Origin of the sequence: Streptomyces sp. NPDC047971 (genome assembly GCF_040653355.1) — a bacterium.
In the GTDB taxonomy this organism is placed as follows: domain Bacteria; phylum Actinomycetota; class Actinomycetes; order Streptomycetales; family Streptomycetaceae; genus Streptomyces.
Window position 1 is genome coordinate 183777 of record NZ_JBEZNW010000004.1, and the last position, 13709, is coordinate 197485.

15 protein-coding genes are annotated in these 13709 nt (G+C 73.8%); 6 read left to right on the top strand and 9 right to left on the bottom strand.

What is annotated here, in order from left to right; translation table 11 throughout:
• Positions 1-19 precede the first annotated feature (19 nt).
• Positions 20-376, bottom strand: coding sequence for a hypothetical protein (locus tag AB0D99_RS06340; protein WP_362357502.1), 357 nt, complete (start codon positions 374-376; stop codon positions 20-22).
• Positions 377-474: 98 nt separating this feature from the next.
• Complete coding sequence (locus AB0D99_RS06345; RefSeq protein ID WP_362357504.1) at positions 475-1089, bottom strand: TetR/AcrR family transcriptional regulator C-terminal domain-containing protein; 615 nt, start codon at positions 1087-1089, stop codon at positions 475-477.
• Positions 1090-1158: 69 nt separating this feature from the next.
• Here AB0D99_RS06345 and AB0D99_RS06350 point away from each other — a divergent pair, with 69 nt between their 5' ends.
• Positions 1159-1734, top strand: a complete 576-nt coding sequence (locus tag AB0D99_RS06350) for a peroxiredoxin-like family protein (RefSeq protein WP_362357506.1) — start codon at positions 1159-1161, stop codon at positions 1732-1734.
• 22 nt (positions 1735-1756) lie between these two features.
• Here the strand turns inward: AB0D99_RS06350 and AB0D99_RS06355 are convergent, their stop codons facing one another.
• The 5 genes from AB0D99_RS06355 to AB0D99_RS06375 are packed head-to-tail and all read right to left on the bottom strand — an operon-like array spanning position 1757 to position 7249.
• The gene (locus AB0D99_RS06355) at positions 1757-2278 is read right to left on the bottom strand and encodes an SMI1/KNR4 family protein (protein ID WP_362357508.1); all 522 of its coding nucleotides are present in this window, start codon (positions 2276-2278) and stop codon (positions 1757-1759) included.
• A gap of 41 nt (positions 2279-2319) precedes the next feature.
• Positions 2320-3657, bottom strand: a complete 1338-nt coding sequence (locus AB0D99_RS06360; protein ID WP_362357510.1) for an AAA domain-containing protein — start codon at positions 3655-3657, stop codon at positions 2320-2322.
• Positions 3654-5243: a hypothetical protein gene (locus tag AB0D99_RS06365; RefSeq protein WP_362357512.1), complete on the bottom strand. Its 1590-nt coding sequence runs from the start codon at positions 5241-5243 to the stop codon at positions 3654-3656. Before AB0D99_RS06365 ends, AB0D99_RS06360 begins: the two co-directional genes overlap by 4 nt.
• A 37-nt stretch (positions 5244-5280) precedes the next feature.
• Positions 5281-6471, bottom strand: coding sequence for a hypothetical protein (locus AB0D99_RS06370; RefSeq protein ID WP_362357514.1), 1191 nt, complete (start codon positions 6469-6471; stop codon positions 5281-5283).
• Entirely contained in the window at positions 6365-7249 is an 885-nt protein-coding gene (locus AB0D99_RS06375; RefSeq protein WP_362357516.1) for a phosphatase PAP2 family protein, read from the bottom strand. The genes AB0D99_RS06370 and AB0D99_RS06375 overlap by 107 nt, the downstream gene beginning before the upstream one ends.
• Before the next feature lie 143 nt (positions 7250-7392).
• On the opposite strand from AB0D99_RS06375, the gene AB0D99_RS06380 reads away from it, so the two are divergent.
• Entirely contained in the window at positions 7393-7986 is a 594-nt protein-coding gene (locus AB0D99_RS06380) for a histidine phosphatase family protein (RefSeq protein ID WP_362357518.1), read from the top strand.
• A gap of 37 nt (positions 7987-8023) precedes the next feature.
• Here the strand turns inward: AB0D99_RS06380 and AB0D99_RS06385 are convergent, their stop codons facing one another.
• A complete protein-coding gene (locus tag AB0D99_RS06385; RefSeq protein WP_362357521.1) occupies positions 8024-9316 on the bottom strand; it encodes a tetratricopeptide repeat protein in 1293 nt (430 codons plus the stop codon).
• Positions 9317-9540: 224 nt separating this feature from the next.
• Here AB0D99_RS06385 and AB0D99_RS06390 point away from each other — a divergent pair, with 224 nt between their 5' ends.
• Positions 9541-9978, top strand: coding sequence for a hypothetical protein (locus tag AB0D99_RS06390; RefSeq protein ID WP_362357523.1), 438 nt, complete (start codon positions 9541-9543; stop codon positions 9976-9978).
• Between the two features lie 39 nt (positions 9979-10017).
• On the top strand, positions 10018-10884 hold the full coding sequence (locus AB0D99_RS06395) for a fused MFS/spermidine synthase (RefSeq protein WP_362357525.1): 867 nt from the start codon (positions 10018-10020) through the stop codon (positions 10882-10884).
• A 21-nt stretch (positions 10885-10905) separates the two neighbouring features.
• Here AB0D99_RS06395 and AB0D99_RS06400 read toward each other — a convergent pair whose 3' ends face one another.
• Positions 10906-11463, bottom strand: a complete 558-nt coding sequence (locus tag AB0D99_RS06400) for a hypothetical protein (RefSeq protein WP_362357527.1) — start codon at positions 11461-11463, stop codon at positions 10906-10908.
• Between the two features lie 78 nt (positions 11464-11541).
• On the opposite strand from AB0D99_RS06400, the gene AB0D99_RS06405 reads away from it, so the two are divergent.
• Together AB0D99_RS06405 and AB0D99_RS06410 are read left to right on the top strand one after the other, a co-directional pair.
• Positions 11542-12243, top strand: coding sequence for a response regulator transcription factor (locus AB0D99_RS06405; RefSeq protein ID WP_362357529.1), 702 nt, complete (start codon positions 11542-11544; stop codon positions 12241-12243).
• Complete coding sequence (locus AB0D99_RS06410; protein ID WP_362357531.1) at positions 12240-13643, top strand: HAMP domain-containing sensor histidine kinase; 1404 nt, start codon at positions 12240-12242, stop codon at positions 13641-13643. The genes AB0D99_RS06405 and AB0D99_RS06410 overlap by 4 nt, the downstream gene beginning before the upstream one ends.
• Positions 13644-13709 lie beyond the last annotated feature (66 nt).

Genomic DNA, 13709 nt, shown 5'->3' on the forward strand with positions numbered 1-13709 from the left:
CGCCGGCCGTCCGCCGGGGTCAGTCGTCCTGGGGCGTGCCGCCCGTGCGGATCAGATCGCGGCCGAACTCGATCATCCGGCGCGCGTAGTCCTCGGTCCACTCCGCCCGCTCCGCGACGTCCGCGGGCGTCAGGCGGTCGAACCGGCGGGGATCGGCGAGCTGGGCCGCCGCGATCGCCTGGAACTCGATCGCCCGGTCGGTCGCCGCGCGGAAGGCCAGCGTCAGCTCGGTCGCGCGGGAGAGCAGCTCGCGGGGGTCGTCGATCGACTCCAGGTCGAAGAAGTGCTCCGGGTCGGCGGTCGCCTCGGCGGGCTCGAAGATCAGCGGCGCGGGTCGGAGTCGCCGCTGCCCGTTCCGCTCCGCGGATTCCGCCATCGTTCTTCTCCTCCTCGCACGCACACGGCCCGGACACCCGGGCCGCCGTCTTCCATTGTCCCGCCTCGCGCAAGGGGGCGGGGGGAGGGGCGGGGGCCTCAGCCGCCGAGGCCGCGCAGATACACCGCGAGCCCGCCGAAGAACTCCCGTTCGGCGTCGATGCCGGGGGCGTGTCGGGCGGCCTCGGTCATGTACGGGAAGTCCTCCTCCGGCAGCTCGGCGATGGTGGCCGTGCCGGCGCCCGCGAGGGACCCGAGGTGTTCGAGCTGGATCGCCCCGACGACGTAGCCGATGAGGCCGCGCAGGGCCACGACCCGCTGTTCGCCCTCGATGCCGGCCTCGGCGAGGATGCCGAGCATCGACTCGGACCAGCGCAGCAGCCCGGGCAGCCGGTGCCGGTGGGTGACGGTGAGCGGGGCGGCGGCGGGGTGTTCGCCCACGCTGTCGCGGAGCCGGCGGACCATGATCTCGATCCGGTCCCGCCAGGGGGCGCCCGCGGGGGGCGGGGCGGGGTCGACGGTGCTCAGGACGCGCTCGGCGACCAGCCCCTCCAGTTCGTCCCGGTCGGCGACGTACCGGTAGAGCCCCATCGTGCTCATGCCGAGTTCCTTGGCGACGGTGCGCATCGACAGGCCGTCGAGCCCGTCGCGGTCGATGACGGCGAGGGCGGCGGCGGCCAATCGGTCCTGGGTGAGGGAGCGGGGGCGCGGCATGGGTTGACAGCGTACGGCATACGCCTACCCTGGATAGGAGTACACCGTACGCCTACGTGGAGGTGTTCCATGGCCCTGCCCGCCAAGCGGCTGCAGCCCGGCTCGACGGCCCCCGTCCGCACGCTCGACCCGCTCCTCGGGCCCCCGGTCGCGGTCCCGGACCCGGAGCTGCTCGTCCATCTGCAGTTCCGGCGCTTCGCCGGCTGCCCCGTCTGCCATCTGCACCTGCGGTCCGTGGCCCGACGGCACGAGGAGATCGAGGCGGCCGGCATCCGCGAGGTCGTCGTCTTCCACTCGCCGCCCGAGGAGTTGACCCCGCACCTCGACGGCCTGCCGTTCCCGGTCGTCGCCGATCCTGACAAGCGGCTCTACACCGCGTTCGGCGTCGAGTCCTCGCCCCGGGCGCTGCTCAGTCGCCGCGCGTGGCTGCCGATCGCCAAGGCCGTGGCCCTCGGCACGCGGGAGATGCTGCGCGGCCGGGCCCGCCCGCCGGCACGCAGTCCGCGCGGCGGCCGGCTCGGTCTGCCCGGCGACTTCCTGATCGCCCCCGACGGCCGCGTCGTCGCCGCGAAGTACGGCGAACACCTCGACGACCAATGGCCCGTCGACGAACTCCTCGCCCACGCCTCCCGCGTGCACGCGTAGCGGAGCGGGGGCGGGCCGTCCGTCAGGGGAGGAACTCGTAGAACGGGCCGTCGGGGGCGCGGTCGCGGGAGCACAGGGTCACGTCCCTGCCCTTGAGATAGGCCAACAGCCACTCGCCGAACGTCATCTCGTAGAGGGTCCACGCCGGACTGTCGAACTCCTGGACCACCACGCGCCAGGGCGACGAGGGCGCGTCGGGAACGCGGAGGAAGATCGCTTCCCCCGTCACCGCCGACGCCACCGGGATCAGCTCACCGGGGTTCCCCCCGACCGGACTCGGCAGGAACTCGACCATGTCCTCGTCGCGCCAGAGCTCCAGGTCCCCCCGGATGTTCTCGCCCAGGCTGTGCAGAAGATGCTCGGCGGGATGCACCAGGTACAACTGCCCGTTGACCATGACCGAACCGTAGGCGTCGACGATCGCGCGGAAGTCCGCGGGGAACGCCGTGCCGAGTTCCCGCTCCAGATCGATCCACGGAGCCGGATCCGACCAGGTGAAACGGGGTTCGCCCAACAGGGCCGCTATCTCCGGAAGTGCTGCCACCACTGCTCCTTGCGCACGTGAGTCGATGAGGACGCGGCGTGCTACGGCCGCCACGGGACGCGGTGGTGGGACCAGAAGTCCCAGGTGGACATCATCGCCTCCCAGCCGTCCGGGAACTTGACCGTCACTCCCAGCTGGACCGGCTCCGTCGACGGATGGTCGTCCAGGAGGTCCGACACGCCCGCGCGGCAGACCACGATGCAGGCGTGGCGGTGGCGGGAGGTCAGCACGCACAGGCGACCCGTCTCCAGGTGGAAGGCCGTGGCGTCCGGGCGCCCCGACAGGGGGTGCAGGACCACCGTCACGTCGTACTCGCGACCCTGGAGGCGGTTCGCGGTGTCCACCGTCACGCCCGCGACGCCCAGCTCCGCGAGTGCCGCGCGGACCGCCGCCGCCTGGTCGCGGTGGGCCGTACCCACCGCGATCCGGTCGGGGGTCAGCGGAACCGGGTCGGGCGAGCGCTCCGAGACGGCCGCGCCGCCCCGGTCGAGGAGTCGCCGCACCACCAGCGCCACCGCCCGGACCGCCTCGGGGTCCGTGCGCGGGGTGTGCCGGGCGGGGAGTTCCAGGAGGCCCCAGCCCGACTCCGCGGCCTCGTCCAGGACGCGGTCCGGGCCCGAGCCGTCCGACGGCACCCCGAAGCTCAGCCGCCGGTCGCCGTGGTCCGTGCCGCTGCGGAAGCGGGTGTACGGATAGAACGCGTCCGACACCAGCGGCGCGGCCGACGCCGGCAACCGCCAGGACACCGGCAGCCGGTGCTGCGGAAGGTCCGGGTTGTGGGCGAGCAGCGTCGAGACCGCGCTCGCCGACGGGTCGTACGAGAGCCCCGCCCACTGCTCGGAGCCGACCACGGAGAAGGGGTCCAACTGCCCCGGGTCGCCCACGAACAGCGCCCGCTCGAAGAGCCCCGCCACCGCGAGCAGCGAGTCCGAGCGCATCTGGTACGCCTCGTCCACGATCGCGTGCGCCCACGGCTCGACGTTCTTCACATGCGCCCACTTCGCGGCCGTCGAGATCGTCACCGCGAGCCCCGCCAGGTCCCCCGCCTTCGAGGACTTCCGTACGTTCTCCAGGCCGTCGAGCGCCTTGTCGTACGGGTCGCTGTCGTTGGAGTGCAGCCGCCCCACCGGAAGATCGGGCTGCTTCTCCGCGAGCCGGATCACCAGATCGTCGACCTGCGCGTTCGTCTGCGCGACCACCATCAGAGGGCGTCCGGCCGAGGCCAGTTCGAGCGCGGCCCGCACGACGAGCGTCGACTTGCCGGCGCCCGGCGGCGAGTCGACGACGACGCCCCGGGAGCTCCCGCGCAGCGTGTCCCGGAGGATGTCGTCCGTCGCCCGGGCGGCCGCCGCCGAGGGGTCGAAGTCGTCGGCGGTCACAGCAGGTCCTCCGTGGTGACGGCATCGGGCAGTTCGGCGACGTCGGAGCGCGGGGGCCCGCCGTGCGTCCAGGGCGTCTCCTCCGGGTCCGGCAACCGGGCCCCCACGCGCTGGTCGTGCTCGAAGAGCGTCCAGGCGATCCGCTCGCCCTTCTCCGGCACCGAGCCCTCGGCGGGCTCCTTGGAGCGGCCCATCCGGTCGGTGACCCGCAGCACCAGCGAGCCGTCGTCCTCGTACCGCACGAACTCGGCCGTCTGCGGCTTGCCTTCGAGCGAGCGGTACACCTTCACCCGCTCGGACAGGTGCGGCCGGTCGTCCGTGCGGACGGTGAGCAGCGGGCGCGGCGACGGCCGCTTCGACTCCGACCAGGCCATCGTCACGTCCACCACCTCCGTCTCGAACGCCTCTCCGGCCAGCCGCCGCCCCGCGAGCACCAGCGGATCGTCGAGGGCCTCCTGCGCGTCGAGCTGGCCCTGCGCGGACTCGCGCGCGGCGAGCTTGTTGGCGGCCGTCACCGCGTCGTCGCGGCGGGGCTGCGGCGGTTCACCGGCCGTGACCCGGTCCCGGTGGCCGGTGAACGACCAGCGGTCGCGGGTCCAGCGGTCCGTCACCCTGGCCCCCTCGGGCAGCTCCCGCAGCAGGCCGAGGGAGCGCCACACCGCGTGCCAGGTGGGTTCGAGCTGGGAGAGGATCAGCCGGCGGATCTCCCGCTCGGCGCGGTGCAGTTCGCCGAGCCGCTCGTCGGCGCTCTCGCCGTCCTCGGCCGAGGCCAGCGCCTGCCTGGCCCGGTCGAAGCGCTCGATCGCGGGGGCGAGCAGCCGGTTGTCGAAGGCCGGGTCGGTCGCGGGGCCGGCGGGCGGGCAGAGCAGCTGACCGTCGCGGTCGCGGCCGAGTTCGGCCCGCAGCGCCGCCTCGGCCCCCGAACGCCCGTCGTCCGGGTCGACCCAGGCCAGCAGCGCACCCAGGTGCTGGTCCTCCAGGGAGGACTGGCCCGTGGCCCAGTGGCGGTTCAACACGTCGGTCGCCGCCAGCAGCAGCGAGGAGCCGGGCACCCGGGCCCGCTCTCCGAAGTGCGTCAGCCAGCGGCCGAGCAGCGGCACCCGCGGCGGCGCCGGGAACGGCGTCTCCGGGTCCTGCTCCGCCGTCCGTCGGAAGCGCATCGAGCGCCCGAGGAGCCGTACGTACTCGATGCCCGCCCGGCTCGGCACGATCAACTGCGGCGCGTCCGCGCACAGGTCGACCTCGACCTTGACCTTCTTGCCGGTCTCCGGGTCGGCCTCGGTCCTCTCCGCCGTCTCGACCACCTCGGTGAACGAGCCGATGTACGGCAGGATCTCCTCGGCCAGGTCGGCGAGGAACGCGAACCGGAGGTCCCTGTCGCGCGGCTGCGCGACGACCAGGAGCCGCGGCGCCGCGGGATCGGCGCCGACCAGTGCGCCGAGCGGCGCGCCCGCCTCTCCGGCCGTGGTCAGCGGTACGAGGACGAGCGGCCGGTCCGACAGACGGCGGTGCCGCACCGTGGCCAGCGGCTGAGCCCGGCCCGACTCGACGGCCTCCAGCCTGGCGAGCGTGGAGATCAGCGACATGAGCGGGCCTTTCCTGTCGCGCCGCGCGCGTGGGTGCTCAGCGAGGACATGCGGAGTCCTCCCCTGGGGTCCGGGCGGGCGGGACCGCCAGCGCCTCGACGCGGAGTGCCCGCGCCCGGCGCAGCGCGTCGACCGTCGGGTCCTCCGCGTCGCCCTCCTCGCCGCGCGCCGCCGCCAGGACCGCGCCGATCGTGGTCAGTCCGCCCAGCTCGCCCCGTACCGAACGGCCGAGCGTCTCCACCGCGCCCGCGAGCCGCGCCCGCTCCCGGCAGTGGAAGGCCAGCTCGCAGGCGGACAGGCACTCCGGCGCGTACGCGTGCGGAACCGACTCCACGGCCGATGTCAGCTCCTCCGGGGAGCAGTTCTCCATGTCGAACGTGACGCCGTCGGGCACCGCGTCCGCGATGTCCTCGATCCGGGTCAGCCGGTTCAGCTGCCGGCGGGTGACCGAGAGCTGCTTGCGCACGTCGACGACGGAGGCCGTCGGCAGGTTGGAGAAGTCCTTCGGGCAGACCAGGAGCACCGAGTGCGCCACCTCCGCGCCCTCCGTCAGGCTCGCGAGCCGCTCCAGGGCCAGGACGTACACCGCCGCCTGCCGGGCCGCGGCGCCGACCTTGGAGGCGTCGGCCGAACCGTCGATCATCGGGAACGACTTGATCTCCACGACCGTCCACCGGCCGTCGGGGTGCACGACCACCAGGTCGGGCTCCAGGAAGGCGGGGGAGCCGGCCACGTCCAGGGCCAGCATCGGATGGTCGAGCAGCGCCCACTCGCCGGCGGCGGTCGTCTCGCGCAGTGCGAGCGCCGTGCGGGCCGCGCGGCCCTCGGGTCCGGCCGCGGCCAGATCCGGGAGCCGTACCGCGCCGGCCTCCTCGATGCCGAGGAGGCGCAGCAGCTCGCGCCCGCCGTCGGCCTTGACCTTCGCCTCGAAGGCGTTGCCCCGCATGAAGGCGAACTGGGACTGTCCGAACGGCGCGGGCGAGCCCAGCTTCGAGGCGAGCGCGGCCTTGTCCACCCCGGCACCGTCGAGCAGCGCGCGTCGCCGGCAGCCGGGGTTGGCGGCCAGTGCCGCCAGCGCACGCGCGTCCAGCGGATGCGGCGCCACGGCCGGCCCGCGAAGCTCAGCGAGCCTTCCCCAGACTCTCGGCTTCGTTCGCGCAGGGGAGGCCCCGTTCCGGAGTGTCGTCTGCGGAGGTCGAGGAGCTCCGCTGTCCAGGGATTCGCTCACCCGCGGAAGTGTCCCATCCGCCACTGACAATCCGCCGGTCGTCCCGCCCGACCGTGCCGCGGATCCGGTCCGCGAGGCGCAGCGCGGGCGCGGTGAGCAGGAAGCCGAGCCCCATCACGGCCGCCCCGGCGACCGCGTCGAGGAAGTAGTGGTTCGCCGTGCCCATGACGATCACCGTGGTGAGCAGCGGGTAGGCGACGCCGAGGGCCTTCAGCGTCGGCGTACGTCCGTACCGCCACAGCATCACCCCGCACCACAGCGCCCAGCCGACGTGCAGACTCGGCATCGCCGCGTACTGGTTCGTCAGCGCGCCCATCCCCCGCGGCGCGCTGGCCTCGGCACCCCACCAGCCGTACGAGCTGTACTGGGCCATCGTGTCGACGAAGCCGTGGCCGGCGTCGAGGAGCCGTGGCGGGCAGGTCGGCATCAGGGTGAAGCCGATCAGCCCGAGGAGGGTGGAGACCATCAGCCAGGTGCGGGCGGCCCGGTAGCTCCCGGGGCGGCGACGGAAGAGCCAGATCAGGACGGCCGGGGTGACGACGTAGTGCAGCGAGGCGTACGCGAAGTCGGCGGGGACCCCCAGGGCGGGCGTCTCGGTGAAGAGACGGTTCAGCGGGTGCTCGGCGTTCAGATGGAGGGCCTTCTCCAGGTCGAGGATGGCCAGGCCGTGGTCGACGGCGGTGCGCACATCGCCGCGGGCGAGCAGCCGTCCGCAGGAGTACGCGGCGTACACCAGGCCGATGAGTGCCAGTTCCGCCCACCAGCGTGGCTTGCGCATACCTCTGATCCCCCTCGTTCCGGCCGAGGAGAGGGACGCCGGAAGGGGCGCGGGGGTTGCCCGGGCGTCGCCGCGAATTCACCTGCGCGATGATGGAGGGGCACGGCGAAACATCGCCTCGTCGAGGACATCAGGGAGCCTTCATGCCACCGCGCATCCTGCTCGCCCGGCACGGTCAGACCGAATGGTCGCTGCTCGGCCGCCACACCGGCAGGACGGACATCCCGCTGCTCGACGAGGGCCGGCGCGGCGCCAAGCTGCTCGGCGAGCGGCTGCACCGGGCGCCGTGGAACGGGCTGCCCGACCTGGAGATCCGCACCAGCCCGCTGGTACGCGCGCGTGAGACCTGCGAACTCGCCGGCTTCGGCGAGCGGGCGCGGGAGTGGGACGCGCTGATGGAGTGGGACTACGGGGCGTACGAGGGGCTGACCCCGCCCGAGATCCAGGCGCTCCAGCCCGGCTGGCTGCTGTGGCGCGACGCCGTGCCGGAGGGGGAGAGCCTGGCGCAGGTCGCGGCCCGGGCCGACGAGGTCGTGGAGTGGGCGCGGTCGGCCGACCGGGACGTGCTGGTCTTCGCGCACGGCCACATCCTGCGGACGATCGCGGCGCGTTGGATGGGCGAGGAGGTCTCCTTCGGCGCCCGCGTCCGTCTCGACCCGACGAGCCTGTCGGTGCTCGGCTGGATGTACGGCGAGCCCGCCATCGAGCGCTGGAACGACACGGGTCACCTGGAGTAGACGCCCCGACGGCCGGCCCCGGCGCGCTCGGCCGGTCTCAGCGGGCGCCCGCCGCCAGGACCCGGCCGGTCTCCGTCAGGATCGCGCGGATACGGGAGGACTGGACGCCGTCCAGCGAGCCCACCACCCGGCGGGCCTCCGCCGCCGCCTCGTCCTGACGTCCCGCGTGGGCCAGGTTGCTGGCCAGTTGGGCGCGGTAGAGCGCCAGGTTGCGGGCGAAGTGCGGGTTCTGGAGCACCGTCGCGCGGTGGGCGTGGCGGGCCGCGCGGCTCCAGTCGCCCAGGGCCGACCAGCAGTGCGCCTCCAGGGCCTCCAGCTCCGGCTCCCCGAAGAAGGACATCCACTCGGGGTCGCCGTCGGCCTGGCCGCGGGCGAAGTAGGTGTGCGCCCGCCCGAGGGACTGCTCGCAGGCGGCCCGGTCGCCGAGCCCCGCCCAGGCTCCCGCCTCCCGGAGGGAGAGGAGGGAGAGCAGCCGGGCGGAGGAGAGCGGCTGCGCCGCCCGCAGGCCCGCCTGGGCGGCCCGGACCGCCTCCCTGTACCGGCCCGCGTCCCTGGCCAGGAACGACGTGTTGCAGAAGGCGTGTGCCTCCAGCGCCGCGTCGCCGGACACGCGCGCGGTGGCGAGGGCCTCCGCGTAGTGCGAACGGGCGTCGTCGAAGCGGCCGGAGTCATGGGCCAGCCAGCCGACCGAGATGGCCAGCTCGCCCGCGCCGGCGTGCAGCCGGTCCTCGGTGGAGCGGCGGGCGGCGGTGCCCGCGTCGAGCAGCGCGTACGCCGCCCGCAGCGGCTGGGCGGCCACCTTGTAGAGACCGTCGGCGCCGTGCCGGTCGTCGAGCAGCCGGATCTGTCGTACGGCTTCCTCGACGGCCCGCACCTCGGTCTCGCCGATCCTGTGGGTTCCCCGAGGGGACGGGATCGCCGCGGCGGTGCCGCCGAATCCCAGCGAGGCGGCCGCCACGGTGGCGCTGCCGCTCGTCATGAATGCGCGACGCAGCACGTCGCTCTCCTCATCGTTCCGGGTCGTGTCGGCGGGTGGGGGCGGTGCCCCGGCCGAGACGGCCGGCCGTCGGCCGCGCACCGTCTCCCGCGCCGAGAAGCCCAGGTCCGCCAGACCGAGACCGGGGAACATGTGCAGGAACACCCGCTCGTAGGCGTAGTTGGGACAGCGGATCTCGCCCGCCTCCACACGTCCGATGTAGCGGGCGTCGCACGCGACCTGCTCGCCGATCTCCCGCGCCGCCCGGCGGACCGCCGCGGCGAACTCCGCCGGCGAGTGCTGTCCGCGGAGCCGGCGGAAGGCGAGATTGGGAACTGCCCGTGACATCGCCATGGCCGAGCCCTCTCCTGGTGCTGCCGGTGTTCCGGCGGAGCAAGAACGTACCTGCTGTGACCGACCGCGTACGCAGGGTTTGGCTACAAATCGGATATCTCGCGCTCGATCTGCCATGAACTGCCATCCTTTGCGGCGGCGTGCCGCCGTAGCCGTTGACGCGTACCGGCGTTGAACCATGCGGAGAGACGGAACGTGTCTTCTCACGAGCGAGGAGGGGTCTCTTGTTGGAGATCGGATCGCAGTCGACCGCTTGCCACGTACCCACCCCGGACGCCAGCGCCCCGCACGAGACCCCCTGGGACCTGGTGACCGTGCCCGCCCGGCAGGGCCTGGAGGCCGTGGACATCCTGCGCCGTGGCGGAGCCCCCGCCGTCGGTCCCGTACTGCACGACGGTGCCTGCGACACCCTCGGCTTCCTGGTCCCGCCCGGCACGGCCGAAGGCTGGGACATGCCGGGCAGCGCCTGTACGCAGACCCTGGGGCGGGGCCTGCGCATCCCCGAGCTGCCGGAGCTCCCCGAACCGGCCGGTGACACCCCCCGCCCCGCCGGGTGGCTCCTGCCGCCCGGGGACTCCGGACAGGTCACCGACCCGGCGGTGCTGCGCGAGGCCCTCGGCCAGGCGGCGCGGCTGATCGAGGCGGCCGACGGCTGCCGCTGAGCGGGCGGGGCACCGCCGCGAGCGCCGATAATGGGGCTCGTGGCCAGGAACAGAACACGTGAGAGGACGGCGGCGGCCGTCGCCGTCGTCGAGACCGTCGACGGCGGACTCGCGGAGCTCATACCCGACCGGGAGCGCCCCCGTGGCTGGACCCTGCTGATCGACGGCGCCCCGCAGTCGCACGTGGACCTCGACGACCCGGCCCATCTCTCCTTCGAGTACCAGCGACGCCTCGGCCACATCGCCGACCTCGTCGCCCCGCCGAACCGGCCGCTCCAGGCCGTCCATCTCGGCGGCGGAGCCTTCACGCTCGCCCGCTACATCGCCGCCACCCGGCCCCGCTCCACCCAGCAGATCGTGGAGCTCGACGGGTCCCTCGTCCAGCTCGTCCGCCGCGAGCTGCCCCTCGACACGGCCGCCCGCATCCGCGTCCGGTCCACCGACGCCCGTGCCGGGCTCGCCAAGGTCCAGGACGGCTGGGCGGATCTGATCATCGCCGACGTGTTCAGCGGGGCCCGCACGCCCGCCCATCTCACCAGCACCGAGTTCCTCGGCGAGGTCCGCAGGGTGCTCGGGCCCGGCGGCTTCTACGCGGCCAACCTGGCCGACGGCCCGCCCCTGACCCACCTGCGCGGCCAGGTCGCGACCGCCGCCGCCGTCTTTCCGGAGCTGGCGCTGACGGCCGACCCGACCGTGCTGCGCGGCCGCCGCTTCGGCAACGCCGTGCTGCTGGCCTCCGACCGGGAGCTGCCCGTCGCCGAGTTGACCCGCCGCGTGGCCACGGACCCGCACCCCGGGCGGGTGGAACACGGCAGGGCGCTCGCCGACTTCACCGGGGGAGCGGCCCCGGTCACCGACGCCAGCGCCAAACCCTCGCCCGTACCGCCTCCGTCCGTGTTCCGCTGACGACCGCGACGGCGTGGACGGTCAGCGGTCCTCGATCTCGACCCTGGGCGCGGTGTCGTGCCAGACGCAGAAGACCGACAACTCGCGGCCGTCCTGGGTGAAGGTGACCCGGATCCACGTCGGCTGCTTCCAGACCTGCATCTGCCAGCCCGAGGACGGCGTCGCCGAGACCAGTTCCGCCGAGGTCGCGCCGAGGTCGAAGACGACCCGGCCGCCGTCCACGGTGTAGCTCTTGACGTTGCCCCCGCCCTGCGGCCCGCCGGTGGTCGCGGACGCGGAGCCCGAGGGCTTGCGCGTGGGGGCCGTCGAGGGCGAGGCGGTCGGGGCCCCGCTCGCGCCGGGCGCGGCGGACGGCGTGGACGAGGGTTTCTTCGGCTGCCGGGTGGACGAGGAGAGCGGATCGCCGATCTCGCCGTCCGGTCCGTCGGTGGTCCCGGCCGGGATGGGCAGTGCGCGCGGCGGGTCGTAGACCGTGCCGGCCAGCACCGTGTGCACACCCCACCACGAGAGCGTGACCGCCGCGCCCGTGGCGAGCGACCACGCCATGGCGTGAACAAGTCCTCTACGCATCCGGGCCATCCTGCACCACGGCGGCCCCGGGCGTCCCACAGGGTGGACCTTCACTCGCCCCCACCCGTATGGCGTACGGTGCGGGCCATGGCAAGTGTGCTCGTGGTCGAGGACGACCAGTTCGTGCGCTCCGCCCTCATCCGGCATCTGACCGAGGCTTCCCACACCGTACGGAGCGTCGGCACGGCCCTGGAGGCGCTGCGCGAGGTCGCCCATTTCCGTTTCGACGTGGTCATCCTGGACCTCGGACTGCCGGATCTGGACGGGTCCGAGGCGCTGAAGATGCTGCGGGGCATCACCGACGTGCCGGTGATCATCGCGACCGCGCGGGACGACGAGACGGAGATCGTCCGGCTCCTCAACGACGGTGCGGACGACTACCTCACCAAGCCCTTCTCCGTGGAGCACCTGTCGGCGCGGATGGCGGCCGTGCTGCGCCGCTCCCGGGCCGCCGCGGGCGAGGCTCCGCCGTCGCGGGTGATCCAGGTCGGCGGACTGTCGATCGACCCCCTGAGGCGGCAGGCGGAGCTCGACGGGACCCGGCTCGACCTGACCCGGCGCGAGTTCGACCTGCTGGCCTTCCTCGCCGGCAGGCCGGGGGTGGTCGTGCCGCGCAAGGAGCTGCTGGCCGAGGTGTGGCAGCAGTCGTACGGGGACGACCAGACCATCGACGTACATTTGTCATGGCTGCGGCGGAAGTTGGGTGAAACGGCCGCCCGCCCCCGCTATCTGCACACCCTGCGCGGGGTGGGCGTGAAGCTGGAGCCGCCGAGGGAGCCGCAGCAGTGAGATGGGCTCTCGTCAAGGTGTCGCTGGCCGTCACCGCCATGGTCGTCGTCGCCTTCGCCGTACCGCTCGGCCTCGTCGTCAGGGAGATGGCGAGCGACCGGGCCTTCTCCAACGCCGAGCGGCGCGCCGCCGGACTCGCGCCCGTGCTCGCGATCACCACCGACCGCGAGGAGCTCGACCGGGCGGTCGCCACCACCGAGGACGGGGCCGCCGGGCGGATGGCCGTCCACGTGCCCGGCGACGAGGCGGGCGGGAAGGCGCTGGAGATCGGCACCCGCCGGGCCGACGAGAACGACCTGCGGACCACCCGGCAGCTGGGGCGGGCGACGATCGCCGAGGTGGAGGGCGGCTCCGTGCTGCTCCAGCCCACGGCGCTCAGCTCGGGACAGGTCGCCGTGGTCGAACTCTTCGTCCCCGAGGGCGAGGTGACCAACGGGGTCGCGACCGCCTGGCTCGTCCTGGCGGGCGTCGGCGTCGCCCTGATCATCGGCTCCGTCGCGGTCGCCGACCGGCTCGGCATCCGGATGGTCCGGCCCGCCCAGCGGCTGGCCGGCGCCGCCCACGACCTGGGCGAGGGCAGGCTCGGCGCGCGCGTCCCCGAAGAGGGGCCGCCGGAGCTCAAGTCGGCGGCGATCGCCTTCAACTCGATGGCCGACCAGGTCGTCCAGCTCCTCGCCAACGAGCGTGAGCTGGCCGCGGACCTCTCCCACCGGCTCCGCACCCCCCTGACCGTGCTGCGGCTCAACGCGGCCTCGCTCGGCTCCGGTCCGGCGGCCGAGCAGACCCGGACCGCCGTCGAGCAGCTGGAGCGGGAGGTGGACACCATCATCCGCACGGCGCGGGAGGCCAAGCCGCAGACCCAGGCGACCGGCCCGGGCGCGGGTTGCGACGCCTCCGAGGTCGTCCGGGAGCGGATGGACTTCTGGTCCGCGCTCGCCGAGGACGAGGGCCGCAAGGTACGGGTGGCGGGCATCGACCGCCCGGTACGGATCCCGGTCGCCCGGCCCGAACTCGTCGCCGCGCTGGACGCGCTGCTCGGCAACGTCTTCCGCCACACCCCCGAGGGGACGGCCTTCTCCGTCGACGTCCACAACGGCGACGACGCCGTCATCGTCCTGGTCTCCGACGCCGGCCCCGGCATCGCCGACCCGGCCGCGGCCCTGACCCGGGGCAACAGCGGTCACCGCGCCGGCTCCACCGGTCTCGGCCTCGACATCGTGCGCCAGATGGCGGAGTCCACGGGCGGCGACGTCCGCATCGGGCACTCGGTGCTCGGCGGTACCGAGGTCCGCATCTGGATCGGTCTGGACGGGCGTCGCGCGGGCGGTGAGGCCGGCCGCCGTGCCAACCGGGTGGGCCGCCGCAAGCGCAGCGGCTCCCGGCGGGCCGCCGACGTCTGAACCTTTCGTCGTTCCGATGGCTCCCTTAAGCGGAGCCTAAGAATCCTCAACCCTCGGCTCCTCGTA